This is a genomic window from Achromobacter sp. KK8 (assembly GCF_054188005.1).
The window spans coordinates 6,209,332-6,224,892 of record NZ_CM135178.1 but is presented as its reverse complement, the minus strand read 5'-3'; the positions used below and the strand labels follow the sequence as shown (position 1 = coordinate 6,224,892).

Annotated in this window: 24 protein-coding genes and 1 tRNA gene; 16 read left to right on the top strand and 9 right to left on the bottom strand. The window is 61.1% G+C overall.

All coding sequences use genetic code 11. The features are described 5' to 3' along the window. Position 1: 1 nt before the first annotated feature. The 7 genes from ACVN9Z_RS28605 to ACVN9Z_RS28575 all read right to left on the bottom strand — a co-directional run bounded on the left by ACVN9Z_RS28605 (position 2) and on the right by ACVN9Z_RS28575 (position 3,032). Positions 2–223 (bottom strand): hypothetical protein, encoded by a 222-nt coding sequence (locus tag ACVN9Z_RS28605; protein WP_458212929.1) that lies wholly within the window; start codon positions 221–223, stop codon positions 2–4. Then, positions 220–1,011: a ParB/RepB/Spo0J family partition protein gene (locus ACVN9Z_RS28600; protein WP_458212928.1), complete on the bottom strand. Its 792-nt coding sequence runs from the start codon at positions 1,009–1,011 to the stop codon at positions 220–222. Before ACVN9Z_RS28600 ends, ACVN9Z_RS28605 begins: the two co-directional genes overlap by 4 nt. A gap of 36 nt (positions 1,012–1,047) precedes the next feature. Next, on the bottom strand, positions 1,048–1,413 hold the full coding sequence (locus ACVN9Z_RS28595; RefSeq protein WP_458212927.1) for a hypothetical protein: 366 nt from the start codon (positions 1,411–1,413) through the stop codon (positions 1,048–1,050). A gap of 82 nt (positions 1,414–1,495) precedes the next feature. Beyond that, positions 1,496–1,810 (bottom strand): hypothetical protein, encoded by a 315-nt coding sequence (locus tag ACVN9Z_RS28590; protein WP_458212926.1) that lies wholly within the window; start codon positions 1,808–1,810, stop codon positions 1,496–1,498. 16 nt (positions 1,811–1,826) lie between these two features. Beyond that, positions 1,827–2,726 carry a recombination-associated protein RdgC gene (locus tag ACVN9Z_RS28585; RefSeq protein ID WP_458212925.1) on the bottom strand — a complete coding sequence of 300 codons (900 nt, stop codon included), beginning with the start codon at positions 2,724–2,726 and terminating at the stop codon, positions 1,827–1,829. A 13-nt stretch (positions 2,727–2,739) separates the two neighbouring features. Then, positions 2,740–2,907 (bottom strand): hypothetical protein, encoded by a 168-nt coding sequence (locus tag ACVN9Z_RS28580; RefSeq protein WP_165596392.1) that lies wholly within the window; start codon positions 2,905–2,907, stop codon positions 2,740–2,742. After that, the gene (locus ACVN9Z_RS28575; RefSeq protein ID WP_275301058.1) at positions 2,904–3,032 is read right to left on the bottom strand and encodes a hypothetical protein; all 129 of its coding nucleotides are present in this window, start codon (positions 3,030–3,032) and stop codon (positions 2,904–2,906) included. Before ACVN9Z_RS28575 ends, ACVN9Z_RS28580 begins: the two co-directional genes overlap by 4 nt. Before the next feature lie 313 nt (positions 3,033–3,345). Between ACVN9Z_RS28575 and ACVN9Z_RS28570 the strand changes: the two genes are divergently transcribed. Beyond that, entirely contained in the window at positions 3,346–4,116 is a 771-nt protein-coding gene (locus ACVN9Z_RS28570) for an AbiU2 domain-containing protein (protein ID WP_238877099.1), read from the top strand. A 465-nt stretch (positions 4,117–4,581) separates the two neighbouring features. On the opposite strand, the gene ACVN9Z_RS28565 is transcribed toward ACVN9Z_RS28570, so the two are convergent. Together ACVN9Z_RS28565 and ACVN9Z_RS28560 are read right to left on the bottom strand one after the other, a co-directional pair. Continuing rightward, positions 4,582–5,664 carry a LexA family transcriptional regulator gene (locus ACVN9Z_RS28565; RefSeq protein WP_238877100.1) on the bottom strand — a complete coding sequence of 361 codons (1,083 nt, stop codon included), beginning with the start codon at positions 5,662–5,664 and terminating at the stop codon, positions 4,582–4,584. A 447-nt stretch (positions 5,665–6,111) separates the two neighbouring features. After that, positions 6,112–6,435 carry a hypothetical protein gene (locus ACVN9Z_RS28560; RefSeq protein WP_238877101.1) on the bottom strand — a complete coding sequence of 108 codons (324 nt, stop codon included), beginning with the start codon at positions 6,433–6,435 and terminating at the stop codon, positions 6,112–6,114. A 47-nt stretch (positions 6,436–6,482) separates the two neighbouring features. Here ACVN9Z_RS28560 and ACVN9Z_RS28555 point away from each other — a divergent pair, with 47 nt between their 5' ends. The 15 genes from ACVN9Z_RS28555 to ACVN9Z_RS28485 all read left to right on the top strand — a co-directional run bounded on the left by ACVN9Z_RS28555 (position 6,483) and on the right by ACVN9Z_RS28485 (position 15,456). After that, positions 6,483–6,668, top strand: coding sequence for an NUDIX hydrolase (locus ACVN9Z_RS28555; protein ID WP_238877102.1), 186 nt, complete (start codon positions 6,483–6,485; stop codon positions 6,666–6,668). A gap of 80 nt (positions 6,669–6,748) precedes the next feature. After that, positions 6,749–7,276 (top strand): phage regulatory CII family protein, encoded by a 528-nt coding sequence (locus ACVN9Z_RS28550; RefSeq protein ID WP_060721558.1) that lies wholly within the window; start codon positions 6,749–6,751, stop codon positions 7,274–7,276. After that, positions 7,270–7,575, top strand: coding sequence for a hypothetical protein (locus ACVN9Z_RS28545; RefSeq protein ID WP_238877103.1), 306 nt, complete (start codon positions 7,270–7,272; stop codon positions 7,573–7,575). The genes ACVN9Z_RS28550 and ACVN9Z_RS28545 overlap by 7 nt, the downstream gene beginning before the upstream one ends. Next, complete coding sequence (locus ACVN9Z_RS28540; RefSeq protein ID WP_068956669.1) at positions 7,568–7,873, top strand: hypothetical protein; 306 nt, start codon at positions 7,568–7,570, stop codon at positions 7,871–7,873. The genes ACVN9Z_RS28545 and ACVN9Z_RS28540 overlap by 8 nt, the downstream gene beginning before the upstream one ends. A gap of 89 nt (positions 7,874–7,962) precedes the next feature. Continuing rightward, positions 7,963–8,346, top strand: coding sequence for a nuclease domain-containing protein (locus tag ACVN9Z_RS28535; RefSeq protein ID WP_458212924.1), 384 nt, complete (start codon positions 7,963–7,965; stop codon positions 8,344–8,346). After that, complete coding sequence (locus ACVN9Z_RS28530; protein WP_458212923.1) at positions 8,343–9,536, top strand: replication protein; 1,194 nt, start codon at positions 8,343–8,345, stop codon at positions 9,534–9,536. Before ACVN9Z_RS28535 ends, ACVN9Z_RS28530 begins: the two co-directional genes overlap by 4 nt. Continuing rightward, entirely contained in the window at positions 9,533–10,927 is a 1,395-nt protein-coding gene (gene dnaB, locus ACVN9Z_RS28525; RefSeq protein WP_458212922.1) for a replicative DNA helicase, read from the top strand. The genes ACVN9Z_RS28530 and dnaB overlap by 4 nt, the downstream gene beginning before the upstream one ends. Further along, positions 10,927–11,118: a DUF7696 family protein gene (locus ACVN9Z_RS28520; protein WP_458212921.1), complete on the top strand. Its 192-nt coding sequence runs from the start codon at positions 10,927–10,929 to the stop codon at positions 11,116–11,118. Before dnaB ends, ACVN9Z_RS28520 begins: the two co-directional genes overlap by 1 nt. After that, complete coding sequence (locus tag ACVN9Z_RS28515) at positions 11,115–11,555, top strand: VRR-NUC domain-containing protein (RefSeq protein WP_458212920.1); 441 nt, start codon at positions 11,115–11,117, stop codon at positions 11,553–11,555. Before ACVN9Z_RS28520 ends, ACVN9Z_RS28515 begins: the two co-directional genes overlap by 4 nt. Beyond that, positions 11,534–12,130: a hypothetical protein gene (locus ACVN9Z_RS28510; protein WP_458212919.1), complete on the top strand. Its 597-nt coding sequence runs from the start codon at positions 11,534–11,536 to the stop codon at positions 12,128–12,130. Before ACVN9Z_RS28515 ends, ACVN9Z_RS28510 begins: the two co-directional genes overlap by 22 nt. 123 nt (positions 12,131–12,253) lie before the next feature. Beyond that, positions 12,254–12,436: a hypothetical protein gene (locus ACVN9Z_RS28505; RefSeq protein WP_458212918.1), complete on the top strand. Its 183-nt coding sequence runs from the start codon at positions 12,254–12,256 to the stop codon at positions 12,434–12,436. Between the two features lie 88 nt (positions 12,437–12,524). Then, positions 12,525–12,599 (top strand) — tRNA-Gly (locus ACVN9Z_RS28500). Positions 12,600–12,656: 57 nt separating this feature from the next. Further along, positions 12,657–13,043, top strand: coding sequence for an HNH endonuclease (locus tag ACVN9Z_RS28495; RefSeq protein WP_458212917.1), 387 nt, complete (start codon positions 12,657–12,659; stop codon positions 13,041–13,043). Positions 13,044–13,245: 202 nt separating this feature from the next. After that, positions 13,246–13,728, top strand: coding sequence for a phage terminase small subunit P27 family (locus ACVN9Z_RS28490; RefSeq protein ID WP_313036713.1), 483 nt, complete (start codon positions 13,246–13,248; stop codon positions 13,726–13,728). A 3-nt stretch (positions 13,729–13,731) separates the two neighbouring features. After that, on the top strand, positions 13,732–15,456 hold the full coding sequence (locus tag ACVN9Z_RS28485; RefSeq protein WP_313036712.1) for a terminase large subunit: 1,725 nt from the start codon (positions 13,732–13,734) through the stop codon (positions 15,454–15,456). Positions 15,457–15,561: the final 105 nt, after the last annotated feature.

Genomic DNA, 15,561 nt, shown 5'->3' with positions numbered 1-15,561 from the left:
CCTATAGAAGGCAAGAACCGTTATTCCGTCCTTTGCTCGCGGCTTCCACCGCGGCGTTGATTTCGCTGGCGTCCTGCTGCACCTCGTAGGTCTTGCCGTCGAAGGTGCGGACGTAAGAGCGGATGCCATGCCAGGCGCTGCTGGCGCCGGCCTGTTGAATGCTGGCGATGGCGTCGGCGGCCAGGTAGATAGCAGCGCCTCTGGAGTCGGTGACCTTGATCACGCTGCGGACTCTTCTTCTCCCAGAACCCAGCGCAGGGCGGCGGCATAGTCGCCCTGGGCCTGTTCCAGTGCGGCCTGGATCTGCTTCCGGGACTTCACGCGGGGGCGCTCGCCCATGACGGCTGCCTGCTGGCGGCTGCGTTGGTGAGGCGTGGCGCCTTTGCCCGCCGCCACCAGTTCGGCCACCTTGGCGCGTTGCTCTTCGGGGTTGAGCTTCGCCAGTGCCTTGGCGTGGGTCAGCGTTATCTGGCCGGTATCGGCCGCATCCTGAACGGCCTTGGTGCTGTCCAGCAGCGCCAGCGTGTTGCGCACGGTAATCTGGCTGCACGCGAAGATGGTGGCGAGTCGGGTTTCGCTGTATCCCCGGCCCACGAAGGCGGCCATCTTGCGAGCCTTGGTCATGGGTGGATCGTCGCGTCGAGCCTCGTTCATGGCGATCATCAGGTCGCTCATGGTTTCCAGCGTGCCGCGCTGTGCCACCCCGGGCACCAAGATGGGAGGCTCGCCGCGCTCGGCCAGTCGCCGGTTTGCCTCGATGGCGTGTCGCACCCGCTGGCGACCGTCGACCACCAGAACCTTGCCGGTTTCTGGATCCTTCCAGACCAAGACCGGCTCGCGGACCCCGAGAGCCATGATGTTCAGGACGATTGCCTCGTCCAGGGGCAGGTGGATGCGCTCGTCGTAGAGAGGATGGGCCGGATCGGTGATGATCGTGAGGGCGTCCGTCTCGAAGCTCAGGACGTTGGTTTTCCCGCTGGCGCCATAGGCTTCAACGCTGTTCTTTGCCATGTCGTTTCCGTAGTGGTCTGATGAAATTCGATTTCGCTATCGCGTATGGGGAACCCAGCCGATGATTTCGCGCTTGGTCGTTTTGCTGATCCGGGGCGCTCCGTGCTTATCCAGCACCGGGCCGCGACACATGACACGGAGGCGCGACGTACGCATGGTTTTGCTGGCGAGGCTGATGAAGTCCCGGGCGAACTGCGGGGCATCGAAGGGAGCGGACACCGCCACCGGCTTGCCTTTGGCAAGGAAATACTCCGCCTTGACTTTGATCCACTCGGCTTCGTCGGCCGGGGTCAGGCAGGCCCGGACCTCGGGGGCCATGCTTTCGAGGTATCTTTTCCAGGCCCGTTCAGCGGCTTTCTTCGCCAGCGGCTCGGTCATTCCGAAAACACAAAATGCACTCATGGGGAAATCTCCAGAAGTGAGGATGGGCCGGGCTGCCGGGCGGGGCGGCTGGCACCTTGGAAGGGTTGGATTAATGACCGCGCTAGATGTAGGCGCTGGCTGCTGCGCCCAGCCCAAGCAGCAGGGTCCACACGAACAGCTTCATGAGCGTCGTGCGGTACGGCGCGGGGTCTTCCTTGGGAGGGCGGTCTGGTAGGCCGGACATGGTTGCAACCACTATGCGCAACGCCACCATTTGGGCGACGGTCAAAGCAGGAAGGTCGAACAAGACCGGCATCGTCCAGGTCCAAACCTTGGCGGCGACAAAGGCGCTGTAGAAGAGAAGGACGAGAAAGCAACCGATGATGCCGACCAGATTCCACGCCGCGTCGCCGCGAGATTGAATGGGTGTGTTCATTACTGCTCCCTTCTTGTCAGATTTGCTTTTCGCCGCCGAGCGCGTCGACCAGTTCGGCCAGCAGCTTGGCGAGTTCGCCGGTCATGAGGGCCATGTCCGAATCGAATTTCTCATCGTCGTTGGTTACGACGGCGCCGCTACCTTCCTTCAGCACATCGAGCGGGGCGACATGCTTGATATCGAGGCTTTCGGTCAGGACGAACGAGATACGGTCAGCCCAGGTGAGGGCAAGCCGGGTGCATTGCTTGCCGGACTGGATATGTCGGCGGGCGTCGTCGGCGTCGATGGAGTGGCGCAGGTAGCGGACTGCTGCGCGGCTGGTGCCGGATGAGCGCAGTTCGGTGTCCTGGTCGATGCTGAAGTTCGACGGCGCCTCGTCCTCGGCCAGCCAGGTGGTCATGGCCGACGCGGGCGACTGGGCCACATACAGGTTTTCGAGCGGGAGCGGGTCCAGGCACTTGGCCAGCAGCCCGATCACCTCGTCAGCCTTGGACGCCGCCGCGGTGTCGATCACCAGCCAGCGGTTGAGCGGGTCAATCCATACGCGGGTGTCGCGGTACACGCTGAACGCCCGCGGCAGCAGTTCGTCAGTGACGCGCTCCTTGATTTCCTTCATCTGTTGGCGGCCCGGCTTGTAGCCCTGCTGGTCTTCGATTTCCTGGGCGCGGGCCTTGGCGACCTGGTTGATAACGCTGGTGGGCAGCAGCTTGCTTTCGGCGCGCAGGGTCAGCAGGATCTGGCCGCCGACGACATGGGCGAGGCGTCCATTCTCTCGGGGCGGAAACCAGCCGAGGGATTGCATTTCCAGGTTGTTGCCGGGCTTGAAGGCGTGGCGCTCCAGGGCGGCTTCCAGGTCATCGCCAAACAGCGACCAGGGGGCGGACAGGCGGTAAATCTTGAGGTTTCTAAACCACATGGGAAACTCCGGATTAGCCCTTGGCGGCGTAGGCGGTCTTGCCGTCGTCCTGGGCGGTTTGGGTGGATTCGTCGCGCTGCTGGCGTTCGCCGTAGCCCGAGACCAGCAAGGCGATGGCGATCAGGCAGAAAGCAGCATTAGTGAGCAGTTCGCGGTGCAGGCGCAGGAATTTGCGGGTCATTGCGGACTCCAGGGATCTGCCGCGACATAGCGGCGGATGAAGTAGTTGCAGATGGGGACCAGGGCCACCGCCACCAGGGCGAGCAGCGCCAAGCCCCACCAGAAGGCGGGGATAGTTGAGGTCATGGGGATTTGCGCGAATGCGCGGTGGTGAGGCTTCGGAGAGCAGGCCGGAAGGCCCGATCAGTTCACTTCCAGGATGAAAGTCACTTTTTGCGCCGGTGACGAAGCGGCGCCGGCCCGCTCTCCGAAGCCGCCCCGGCGTGCGGGGCATGGCTGGCGGTGCTACTTGCTAACGTCGCGACCGAAGTTGGCAACGTCGAGTAGTTCTTCCAGAAAGCGAATGAGGATGGCGAGCATAGGCGGGACTCTGTTAGGACGGAAGGGTTGCGGCGGCGACGAGCTATCATGCGTTCGACCTGACTCGTAGGCATCCGAAATGGACGATATCCAGCACCACATCGAACGGCTGAAAGAGATGGTGGACTTAGCTCGCCAGGAAATCGACCTAGCGGTGATGTTCCACGAGACGTGGCGCCCCTCGGCCTATGACGCCGATCTCCATGAGCGGATCGGTGAGTCATATGCAGGAAACGCGTTTCTCGTTATCCGGATGTCTCTGCGTCGCGAGCTACTACTCGCGCTCAATCGCATATGGGACACCAATAAAAAGTCGGTGAGAATGGGCTTGATTGCAGACCGTCTACGAGACAAGGGATTTTTCGAGGCTTTAGTCCAATACCGCACGCAGCGCCTCGGGCTTAGGTCCAGTTTTGCACCAGACGCGATCAGGGAAGCGCTCGCATCGAAGCGAGATAAGGTCTTGGCGTTGATCAACAAGTACAGCAAAGGAGGCGCGGCGACCCTGGTGCTGGAAAAACTGACGAGGGTGCGTCACGCGCATCTTGCTCATCGAGAATTGCCAACGGCACCCACCAGAGTTGACAAGATCAGTCGGCACGACGCAGAAAGTGAATCGGTTGAGTTGGCCACTGCCGAGGAAATTGAAGAGTTCTATCAAGATAGCCTTCAACTCATCAGCTTATTGCTGAGTTTGGTGCACGCGCACTCATACGACCTTTCGCAGGCTGCGAAGGTCTACCAGCATCATGCCAAGTTCTTCTGGGCTTCCGTGCGAGGTGAGCGAACGGAAGGGCATCCCGACTACCGCCCGCCAAGCCCCGCTGGTGACTACGCGCGCCAGTCTTAAGCATGAACGGCCCTGCGTTCAACGGAGGGGTATCTTTCGGCTTCGGTAAGCGCTGACTCGCAGCGCTTGCCGAAACCCGCTTTTCAGCGGACTCGGGTTGCCGGCATTCCATCCGGCGTGACCGTTGCTTGTCTTGGCCGTCTACGCCTCACCCTCTTGACCGTGGACCGCGCTATGGCGGGCTGGATACGGTGGGGACACCGCGCAGAGCTACGGCCATGCCCGTAGGTGCGATTGAGCCGGGGAACGCCCCACAGGCGGGGCGAGCAACATCGGCGGCGGATTGTTAAAGAGCGTTGCTTGCTGGCGTTGAGCCTATGACCGAAGTATTACCTAAATGGTAATAGTGGTCAAACCAAAAAGGTAACTTCTCCATTGAATTTTTTTACCAATTGGGTAAATTTGATAGAAATATGGACGAAAAAAAGCCGCCATATAGGCGGCGTGGGGGCGAAGACGGGGCTTCTACAGCAGACGTTCGTCTACACCGTTCCGGAGGTCATACGGTGACCAAAGGATGCGACCAACGATAGACACGTCTTGCCCATCATCCTTTTCCAGCGGGAAAGGTTCGTAGGCGGGGTTCAAGGACTTGGCCAGCAGCGTTCCGTCGCGCTCGCGCTGTATGCACTTCACGATCATCTTGCCGCCGTAGTTGATGGCGTAGACAGTGCGGGAGTCGATCAACCGAGTATCGGTGATCCGCTCTTCGTAGAACAGCATCGGGCCTTCATTCCGAATCACGGGCTCCATACTGTCTCCGTCCGCGTAAACGATCTTCATTCGCTCGATGGGCAGCCGGAATGATTCCAGAAATGACCGGCGCAGCAGGATTTGTCCTATCGCCGTTTCGTGATAGTTTTCAATGCCGAGTCGTCCGGCGGCCAGTCGTACATCAAGCTCGGGTACTGCGAGAAATTCTTGGTCGTTCGCCGAGTAGCCAGCGCGCGCCACATGACCGACATTCGCAATCCTGCTGATCCTTAGCCGCTGCTCTTCCCGCTCCGACTGGCGCGTGGTCTTTCCCCCCTCCCACGGCGCCGTGTCCATCCCCCCGATTCTCATACTAAACTCGTCCGGCACCTCGTCAAAGTCAACCAGCTTGCTCGGCGAGTGCATACGAGGCCGACCATTGACCGTTCTGCCTGGGGGCGGTTGTGCGACATCAATGCCCAGGCCCAACTGAGCGATCGCGAGAGCCAAAGCCCCTTCCAGCGCGTTGAGCTTGGCCGGGGGGAGTGCCCGGACGTCCGCTTCAGAAATCGAAGGGAAGGGCCACGCGGGGGCGTCGGCAACCCGCACAACTACCTCTCCCGGGTGCGCGTGGTCAGCATCCATCCAGTTGGCAGGATAGCCAAACGCTTCTTCCATCTTGCGGGCGGCGCGGTCGCCTATGTCCTTCTTGCCAGTCGCGTATCGGCTGACCAAGGAGGGCGTCGAGTATTCCAGGCGTGCCGCGGCATCGGTCTGATTGCCGCCGCATTTGTCCTCGATTGCGCGCGCAAAGTTCGCGCGCCGGATTTCTTTGATGGACTTCATGTAGGTCATTGGAACCGGGATTACCTTTTGGGTAAATAAACCGAATGGGTAATACAGGGCGTTGATCTATTACCAAAAAGGTAATAAGATCGCGGCTATGGACACCTCCGCCCCTCTGATTTCCTTCAAAGCCTTCTATCTCTCCCTGCCCGCAGGCGAGCGAGAAAGGTTTGCGAGACGCGCCGGCACTACCGTCGCCTACGTCGAAACGCATTTGCTCTATGCGCGCAAGGTTCCTCGCAAAGGGACGATGGACGGACTTTGGGGCGCCTGCCAAGAGTTCGGGGCGCCGTTCGGCCGAGGCGACTTGTTGGACTTCTTTTATGGCGGGTCGTGCACCCAACAGGAGCCACCCCATGCATAGCGCCAAACCTAATGCTCAATGCGCCGCTTTTGTCGCAGCGGTCGGGGTCGCGACGGTTCGTGTCGAAGCCGTAACCGCTGCGCTCAAGTCACTTACAGCTCTACGCCAAAGTCCCGCTCAATACATTCGCGAACGTCGGCAACAGCTTGGTTTCCCGGTGAGGGGCTGAACATGCTGTTGGCCATCGTTCGAATTGCCTCTTTCAGCTGCGGATCAAGGGCCACCTGGGTCGCAATCACCATGTTGATAGCCGCCAAGTTGGCGGAGTTCAGTTGGGTTTGCTCGCGCAGGTCATTAAGTGCTTGTGATGTGGCTTCCATGTACCGCAGCAATGCATCTTGCTCGGCGCTCAGGTCGCCGATGCCTTCTTCGTTCATGGCCGGTCCCTTTCGGAAATGGGTGATGTTGAGGAACACCAATCATATCCGGCTGGGGCTGGCCGCCCATTTTCAGGAGAGAGCACATGCATAGCTCCGATTTCTTGCCATTCGCATCGAGCCGCCAGTTCTCGGAGGCCGAAGTGGCGCGTGTGTTCGACGTACCGCTTCACTGGTTGGAGCCGCCGGCCAATTCGTTGCACGACCCGGAAGACACGACGACCCCGGCCGCGCCTGGCGCGATCCAGATAGGTCCGCTTGATGTGCCGTGATGTGTTCCATGTCGCACATCGTAGGGCGGGGGCATCTCCCCCGAAACCCTGATCGCACCTGGATTTCAAGGTAAGACCTGATGACCCATCGTTATACCCAGATTGACCCGCATGACGCGCTGTACATCAGCGTTCAGAAGACGCCCGGGGGCGTTGAAGAACTCGCCGCGTTCATGACGAACCGCCGCGGCGTGTCGATGCACGCGGAAACCCTGCGCCAGAAGCTGCGCAAGGTGAAGGGCCAATCCATGTCCCTGGACCTTTTCGAACTCGCCACCGAATGGATGCTGGAGAAGCAAGGCGGGGCGGACTATGCCCGGGATTGGCTGCTGGCCCTGGCGCTGCGTCACGGCGTGGCCGCCAACATCCTACCGCCGGCGCCGCATCACGCGAACGAGGTGGACGCTGCCCGCCAGAAGGTCATGGAAATGTCGCACCTCAACGGCGAGTTGTCGGCTGTGGCCATCGAGGCGTTGGCCGACGGTGCCATCTGCGCTGCTGACGCCTCGGCCATCGTGACCGAATGCCGCAAGATCGTGGAGAAAGCCCAGCGCCTGATGCGCAACGTCCAGCGGGCGGCAGACGACAAGGCGAGGGCGGGATGCTGACGCGTGGTGATTCGGGTCGCCCGGTGCGCGCAGTACGCGCGCCTGCGGCTGGCAAGGGGGCGGCGCTGTCTCGTGTTGCGGCCATGATGTGTGGCAACGCGAAATTCCAGCGGTGGGTTGTATCCCGCATCGGCGCCGCCCCGCAGGGCGTGAGCCCCAGCCAACATGCCGCCCAGTTTGTTCGGGATGTTTGCGGCATTACGAGCCGTGCCCAGCTGGATCACAGTGCCACGGCCGCCACCCTGTTTCATGAGGCGGTGCGCAAGCCGTTCATCGAGTGGAGCGGCCTCTATGCGTGACTGCCTGCACATGTTCAAGGGCTACCGCGTCCCGCCGGAGACGGTCGAGGCGGTGCGGCAGGCCATCATCGACACGCGGCGCCAGGTCGACGTGATCGCGTTGCGTGCCATGGTGGTGCCGGCGCTGGTAGCGGTAAGCCCGTGGCTGCGCGTCTCGCGCGAAGAAGCGGCTGTGGCCGCGGTGGAATCGTTCCTGTTCGACGCTGTGCGCGCGGGCCTGGTGAAACGCCATTCGAACGCCTGGACGTTTCCGCACTGGTGGCGCGTGAGGAAGCCGGAGGCGGCGGAATGTCGTTGAGCCGCAAGACGCCATTGCAGCAGAAGACGCCCATGAAGCGTGGTGCGCCCATGCGTAGGGGTTCGGCCTTGAAGTCGAGGGGAACGCGCATGCCCGCCCGTCGCAGCACGCCGCGTGCCACCAAGACCATGTATCGCAACCGGGCCCTGCTGGATCTGGCACGCGGCAAACCTTGCCTGCTCCAGATCCAGGACGTTTGCATCGGCGGCACGGAGACGACTGTGGCTTGCCATTCGAACCAGGCACGGCACGGCAAGGCCGGATGGCTGAAGGCACACGACTGGGCTGCAGCCTGGGGTTGCATCGCCTGCCACGCCTATATCGACCAGAACACCACTGGCGCGGCCTACGACGAGAAGGTGGCCTTGTGGGAAGCGGGGTTCGAGCGGACACGCCTGTCGCTGATCGTGTCGGGCCAGTGGCCCTTGGAGGCCGAGATTGGCTATCTCCAGGTTTACGGGGTGGCGGCATGAGCGCCGTGATACTGACCATGCCTACCGTCGTCACTCCAGCATCACCCCAGGTCGAGGACGGCTACACACGCATTTCCAACGAGTTGTTGGGGGCGCTGGTGCTTGCCGACCTGACCAAGCAGCAATGGGAAGTCCTTATGGCGGTGGTGCGCAAGACCTACGGGTTTAACAAGACCGAGGACGATATCGCGCTGTCGCAGCTTGCGGCGATGACGGCGGGCGACCGTAGCAACCTCAGCAAAGTGGTAATCAGCTTGGTGGATCGCCGCATCCTGATTCGTTCCAAGGGGCGCCACGGCCAGCTACTGGGCATCAACAAGGATTATGCACAGTGGGGGCTGAAGGCTGACCGTCTGGCCATCGTCCAGCAGCAATGGAAGCGGCCGGCCGGTTCGCCTGCTGTGGTAGCTCCTACCACAGCAGACACAGAAGGGTGTGGTAGCTCCTACCACAGAGGTGTGGTAAGTCCTACCACAGAGGTGTGGTACGGGTTACCACCACAAAAGACAACTCCAAAAGAAAACTCCAAAAGACAAAAAGATAAAACCCTCTGCGCTCCGCAAGCGGATCGCGGGGAGTCGGACGACGACGGCGCACGAGCAGACCAGCAAGGTCGGGCCGTGACTGCGCCGGAGGGCACGCGAGCAGGCCGCAATGGCCGGGCCGTGACCGTGCTGAACGCCGAGCAGCAGGAGCGGTTTGAGCGCTTCTACGCGGCCTATCCCCGCAAGCGTAGCCGCATCGCAGCGGAGAAGGCGTTTGCAAAGCTGAACCCTGATGACGCCTTGCTGGCTGAACTGCTGGCCGGTATCGAGCGCGCCAAGACGACGGAGCAGTGGCGCGACCCGACGAAGATCCCGCACCCCGCGTCCTGGCTGAACGCCGGGGCCTGGGAGGACGACATTGAGACCGCCTACGGCCCGCGTGAGCTTGAGGTAATCGATTCGTTCAACGAAACCCTGGGCGACTCCATGGGCCTTGTTGACCCAGCCGTCTACAGCGAGCGGCGGGCGGGCGCGATTCGAACGTTCCTGACCTTGTCCGAAAAACCCAGTTTCTGGACACGCTTTTTCCCATGGATCCGCGACAACTGCACGCTGCCCCCGTATGCCGGCTTCGAATGGCTGATGAAGCCCGAGACCGTGACCAGCCTGCGGGGCGGCCAATTCACGAAGGAGCAAGGGCGATGAGCGCCGAAACGGCTTTTCTCCCGCCGCACAACCTGAACGCCGAACAGGCGATCTTGGGCGGTCTGTTGCTGGACAACGACGCCTTCGACCGCTTGGGCGATCTGGAACCGGCGCATTTCTACCACCACGGCAACCGGACGATTTTCGAGGGGGCGCGCAGCCTGATCATGCGGGCACGTCCGGCCGATGTGGTCACGGTGCATGACTACCTGCTGACGATGGGGGCGGCCGAGACCATCGGGGGCCTGGAATACCTGAACAGCCTTGTCGAATCGACTCCGAGCCTTGCCAATGTCTCGCGCTACGCCGAAATAGTGCGGGAGGCCGCTTTGCTGCGGAAGCTGGCCGGCGCGGCTGATACGGTGCGGCAGATGGTCTTGGCACGGCAACAGCCGGCTGCCGAACTGCTGGACGCAGCGCAGGCGGAATTCAGCAAGCTTGCATCGGGGGCTGTACGCAATGAGCCGGTATCCATTTCCGACACCATGCTCGTTTTCCTGGACGACCTGGACGGGAGGGTGCAAGGTAAGGCGGCGCACCCCGGCATCCCGACTGGCATCAAGGATTTGGACGACAAGCTGAACGGCGGCCCCTGCCGTGGAGACGTTGTCGTGATCGGTGCGCGTCCTGGCATGGGCAAGTCGGCCTTTGCCGGGTCCATCGGTTGCAACAACGCCCAGGCGGGCTACTCGGTCATGTTCTGGTCTGGCGAAATGCCCGCCAAGCAGGTAACGGGGCGAGCGGTGGCGAACTGGGGGCGCGTGTCGGCCTCGAAGCTCAACGCTGTCAAGCCGCAACTGAGTACGGACGACTGGGGGCGCCTGACTCGTGCCGCACAGATCGCGGGTGATGCCAAGTTCTACGTGGACGACGAAGCCGGGTTGACGTTGCAATCCTTGGCGGCGAAGGTCCGCGCGGTCCATCGCAAGCATGGGCTGGACGTTCTGATCGTGGACTACATCCAGTTGATGGAAGGCAGCGAACAGAACCGCACGCTTCAGATCGAGGCGATTACCAAAGGGCTCAAGCGCCTGGCGAAGCAACTCAACATCGTGGTTTACGCGCTTTCGCAGTTCTCGCGGGATATCGAAAAGCGGGTCAACAAGCGCCCGATGCTCTCCGACCTTCGCGATGGTGGGTCTATCGAACAGGACGCCGATATTGCCATCGGTTTGTACCGGGAAGAACAGGACGACCCGGACACCGAATTCAAGGGCTATGCAGAGTTGTACGTCATGAAGCAGCGCAACGGGACGCTGGGCATGGTGCCGGCGGCATACCGTGGCGAGTACTTGAGATTCGAGGACTACACCGGCCCCAGTGTCACGAAGTCGGCTACACGAGGCAAGCGGGGGCGCCGCACCTTTGACGATGATCAGGAGCCATTCTGATGAGCAAGCGGATAGACACCAGCAGCGAAGAATGGCGCCGGCAGTGTGAGGCCCGCCATGTTCTTTCTCTGCCCTTCGATAAGAGGGTTCCTTATCTCAATTTCGTGGGGCGAAAGCGAGGCGTGCAAGCCCAACAGTACTTGGAAACAGAGGTCCGGCGTCAACACGCCAAAAGGAGAAAAGCAGCATGAGCAGATGGCCGCGCTACCAGCTGACGCAAGCCAAGGCAGGTGCCAAGGTGAGGCCGGCGATCAGCGAGGATGTTATCCAGGCCCAGGTCATCACATGGGCCAAACGACAAGTCAAGGTTTACCCCGAATTGGCGCGCCTGTTCCACGTTCCCAACGGAGGCCAGCGCCATGCGGCGGTCGCCGCGAAATTGCAGGGACAGGGCGTCAAACCTGGCGTGCCTGATCTGTGCCTGCCAGTGCCGCGCTTCGGTTGTCATGGGCTGTGGATTGAAATGAAGACACAGCATGGTCGGGTCAGCGCCCCGCAGAAGGACTGGATCGCGTTTCTTCGAAGTGCCGGCTACCGCGTCGAGGTCTGCCGCAGCTTTGACGAAGCGCGGGAAGTGCTGCTGGGCTACATAGATCCGAAAGTCACTTGTTCACCGGGGATCATCTGATGGGGTGGCTTCGATATTGGGAACGCGATGACCCGGCCAAGGTGCTGGAGCGAAAGCAGGATCAGCAGATCAGGCGCCGAGCCTGGGTGAACTGGAAAGAAATTCGAATCGACCCGTTCGGGGCGGTGTGGTTTGGCAAGGAGCAGGTTATGACGCGCGAAGAATCGGAACAAATCGAGGCGCTGGTGATGGTGTGGTTCAGGTGGACGAGGGCGTATCGGCCAAACCTGGGAGTCGGGAGCGTGTCGGTCTATGCCCGCGGTGTTTCGGAGCCGGTGACTACCGTTGACCCGGACGAAGTTGACGAAGTGCTAGATACTCGCCGCGCCGAACAGGTGGAGGTCTGCATTGACGCGCTGCGCTGGCAGTTACGTGCCGCTATCGGGGTCCATGCTGGCAATAAGGCGGCCGGCTCCCAGGTGTTTAGCAATCCCCGCCTGACGGCGGAACAGCAGCATGCCGCATATCAGGAGGCCAAGGCGGAGTTGTTGCCGGCGTTGCGTAAGCGCGGCCTGATTCGAGCCGAGCGGGGTGTCGCACAAAGGTCTTGCGGAATCACATCACCCGCTTTATAGTGCGGGTGTCGTGGAGTTTTGCGTCCACGAAAATAGAACCCGCCCTCGCGAAAGCCGGCGGGTTTTTTCATATTTGCAGGTTTCGGGCACAATCCCCATTCCACTGTCTTCGGAGTCATTGGAATGCCAAAAATTGTTCAGATTGCTGCGACAACAACTGACGGCGATAAGGTGCCGACGTTGTTTGCATTGGATGATGAGGGCCGCATGTGGCGTGCCCGAATTAATTCGCTGGGCAAACCCACCAAAGAATGGGTAGAGGTTCTGGGGCCAGATGTGGACCCCGGGGATAATTCCGACGATTAAGGTTTGCGCAGCCGTTGGGTGGCTTCGAATCTAAGGGCCACTTCAGATCACAATAGCCCCGCCGGGAAGCCGGCGGGGTTTTTCGTTTGCGGGCTTGGCCAAGCGGTCAGGCTGCGGTCTTCCAAGCCGCCTACGCGGGTTCGATCCCCCGTGGCCCGCTCCAGTATCGAATCGCCCCGCCTGGGATCCACGCGGGGCTTTGTCATTTTGAGGGCTCCGTGTGGCGAGGCGAACTCTACTTCCGTGCCGCCACCGCGGCTGTGCCGCGTTGATTCGCACACCTGGTTATTGCGAAAGGCACGCAGGCGAGGCGGTTGGCTGGAAGCCGGACCGCGAGCGAGGTAACCGGCATCAGCGCGGCTACGGCTCCGACTGGGACAGGCTTCGATTGCTGATCCTGAAGCGAGACCGCTACCTATGCCAGTGCGAGGAATGCAAGCGCACCGGCCGCGTGCTGCCGGCCACCGAAGTAGACCATCGAATACCGAAGGCCGAGGGCGGCACCGACGAGCCGCATAACCTGTGTGCGATCAATGTGGATTGCCACAAGCGCAAGACAGCCAAGGAAAGCGGCAGGGCGCGCGCAAGGGCGAAGCGGTGGCCCTGACTCTAGGGCGTTTCGGATCGTCGGCTGGCGGGCTGCTGCGGCGGTCTGTGGTACCGGCCGAGGCTCGATGGGAGGGGGGGGAGGGTCAATCTCTGGGCCGAAAGCCGCCAGTACCGCCCGTTCCGTCTTTTTTTTACGCCCGCGAAAAATGAAATTTAGCGGATAGCGCAATTTGCGCACTTTTTGACCAATGGAGTAGGCCATGCCAGGAGTTGCTGGGCGCTCCGGGCGCAAGCCGAAGCCGGCGGCAAAGAAGCTGGCGGCGGGCAATCCGGGAAAGCGTGCGATAAATAATGACGCGCCGTCATATGGCGAGATAACAAACATCTTCGCGCCTGAATGGTTGCAGGGACACGGGCGAGACCTGTGGGAACACCTGGCGCCGCTGTTGTGCCGGGAGAAAATTCTGCAGGCCACCGATATCCAGAACCTGGAAGCCTATTGCGCAGCCTATGGGCGGTTCCGCCGGGCTGAAGAGGACATCCAGAAGAATGGAATCGTGGTGGCCGGCTCGCAGGGCGGGCCGCTGAAGAACCCGGCGGCAACTGTTGCTAATGAAGCTTTGAAGCAGATGGCGACCTATGGCGCATTTCTCGGGCTCGACCCGTCCAGCCGGCAGCGCTTGCAGGGGCCGAAGAAGGCCGGCAAGGGGAATCCCTTCGCCGCGCTGCTGGGCGGAGGCTGATAGATGGCCGCGCCCCAGTATCCACGGGTGGCGCAGGCGCTGAAGTTCGCAAAGGACGTAGTGAAAGGCAAGGTTCCGGCCTGCCGCTACGTTGTCCTGGCGTGCCAGCGTCACCTTGATGACCTGGCCGCGAGCAAGTCGGCCAAGTATCCGTACCGATTCAATGCCGCAGAGGCAGAAAAAAAGCTCAATCTCATCGAACTGATGCCCCACACCAAGGGGGAATGGGCGTTCAAGCGGCAGCTTGTAACACTGGAGCCGTGGCAGAAGTTCGGCCTGGGCGTTACGTTCGGGTGGGTGAAGAAAAAAGGAGGTTTGCGCCGCTTTCGCGAGTCGTACTGGGAGGTGCCGCGCAAGAACGGTAAAAGCGTAATCGCCGCGGGTGTCGGAATCTCGATGTTCGTGGCCGATGACGAGTTCGGCGCCGAGGTGTACTCGGGCGCGACCACCGAAAAGCAGGCGTGGGAGGTTTTCCGGCCCGCTCGCTTGATGGTGCAGCGCTCGCCTATGCTCGTCGAGCATATGGGCATTGAGGTAAACGCCCAGGCGCTCGCAAGGCCGGAAGACGGCAGCCGATTTGAGCCAATCATCGGCAACCCGGGTGACGGCGCGTCGCCGTCCTGTTCAATCGTCGACGAATACCACGAACACGACAGCGCCGCCCTGTATGAAACCATGCTCACCGGCATGGGCGCCCGCCGCCACCCGCTGATGTTCATCATCACTACGGCCGGCGCGAACATCGAGGGCCCGTGCTACGACAAGCGCCGCGAAGTGATCGAGATGCTTGAGGGCCTGGTGCCCAACGATGAACTTTTCGGCTGGATCTGGACGCTGGATGAGGGGGACGACTGGACAGACCCCAAGGTCTTGGCGAAGGCGAACCCCAATATGGGGGTGTCGGTTTACGCTGATTACCTCATCAGCCAGCAGCAACGCGCGATCAAGCAGGCGCGGTTTACCAACACCTTCAAAACGAAGCACCTCAACCTCTGGGTGACCGCAAAGGCGGGCTATTTCAACCTTCAGCAATGGGAAGCATGCAAGGACGAAACCCTCACGCTGGAGCAATTCGAGGGGCAAAGCTGCTTTCTGGCGTTCGATCTGGCCCGCAAGTTGGATATGAACAGTATGGCGCGGGTTTTCTACCGCGATATTGATGGAAGGCGCCATTACTACTGTGTCGCGCCACGGTTCTGGGTGCCAGAGGACACGGTGAACGACACCGATAACAAGCGCATGGCGGAGCGCTTCCAGAAGTGGGTGAATACGGGGCATCTTCACACGTCCGAAGGGGCAGAAATCGACTATCGGGAGATTCTTGCCGAGGCCGAGGACGCCAACCGCCTAAACCCAGTTTTGGAATCTCCCATCGACCCGAGTGGGGCGACGAATCTGTCGCACCACTTGGATGACGAGGGCCTAACGCCCATTACGGTGGTGCAGAACTACACCAACATGAGCGATCCGATGAAGGAATTGGAGGCTGCAATTCAGTCGGGCCGATTCCATCACGACGGCAATCCGATCATGACCTGGTGCATCAGCAACGTCATCGGCAAGCACCTGCCGGGCAATGACGACGTGGTTCGACCCATCAAACAGGGCAACGATAACAAGATCGACGGCGCGGTGGCGCTGATCATGGCAATCGGCCGGGCAATGCTCGCTGAGCGTAATGGGTCCGTACTGGACCACTTGACCGACGACGACATTCTGGTGATGTGAAATGAAAAATCTGCTGATTGACGCAGCCGGCGTTGCTGGGCTGGGCTGTTTGGCGGCCGGGGTGTATGTCCAATATGGCACCGGGCCGTCGCTAATCGTGGGCGG